This is a genomic window from Dysgonomonas mossii (assembly GCF_004569505.1).
Classification (GTDB): domain Bacteria; phylum Bacteroidota; class Bacteroidia; order Bacteroidales; family Dysgonomonadaceae; genus Dysgonomonas.
Window position 1 is genome coordinate 1 of sequence record NZ_SPPK01000125.1, and the last position, 395, is coordinate 395.

Below are 395 nucleotides of genomic sequence, written 5' to 3' on the forward strand. Positions count from 1 at the left end.
ACTAGCGGTTTTTAATATTTCAGCATTTAGACGATTATTAAATTCTTCTGCCGTATTAATACCCATATTGTTTAGACGATAGTTCATCGCTGCCACTTCAATAATGACAGCTAAGTTTCTACCAGGTCGAACAGGTATTGTTTTCTTAGTAATTTTAGAATCGAGTATTTTTAATGTTTCTTCATTTAATCCTACACGATCATAAATTTTTTCTTTGTGCCATGTCTCTAAATTGATATTTAATTTAATACGTTTTTCCATCAAAATCGAACCGGCTCCAAATAATGTCATTACGTTAATGATACCTAAACCTCTTATTTCTAATAAATGTTCAATGATTTTCGGTGCTTTACCGATTAATTCATTCTTATTAATTTCTTTTATCTCTACGTTAT

General features: G+C 29.6%; 1 protein-coding gene. It reads right to left on the bottom strand.

The genetic code is table 11. The features are described 5' to 3' along the window. On the bottom strand, positions 1 to 395 hold a 395-nt coding region (locus E4T88_RS17735), incomplete at both ends, for a hypothetical protein (protein WP_438503334.1).